At 42.9% G+C, this 357-nt stretch carries 1 protein-coding gene; it reads right to left on the bottom strand.

From position 1 onward, the window contains the following. Positions 1-50 precede the first annotated feature (50 nt). Entirely contained in the window at positions 51-176 is a 126-nt protein-coding gene (locus EST42_RS11650) for an IS3 family transposase (RefSeq protein WP_425335788.1), read from the bottom strand. Positions 177-357 lie beyond the last annotated feature (181 nt).

Below are 357 nucleotides of genomic sequence, written 5' to 3'. Positions count from 1 at the left end.
CCGTTGTGGGCTTGTTATATCGCCTTTGCATACGATATTTTATGCCGGCTTCACTCCATCAACTGCCATACAAAGCGATCACTAATCGCCATTTTGAATAGGTCTCGCATGGCTTTTGCAATGCGTCGATACCCATAGATGCCTTTATTGGCCGTGTAAATTGATTTGACGGCAATTCGCAGATTGTTGTGTTGTATTGCTTGTGCGCTTGGCTCCCAATGAATTTAGTCAGAGTAAGTGGGCATTGGAATTTTTAAAGCACTCAAAACGCGTGTGATGTGGTGTTCCTGTGCTAAATTTATGTCGATAATTGGCAAAACAACACTTCTACCGCGCAAAACTAATGTTTTGCCAGCA

The sequence above is a fragment of the Weissella cibaria genome, assembly GCF_004521965.1.
GTDB lineage: Bacteria > Bacillota > Bacilli > Lactobacillales > Lactobacillaceae > Weissella > Weissella cibaria_A.
Note: the sequence above shows the minus strand (reverse complement) of the source record. Positions and strands in the feature narration are given on the sequence as shown.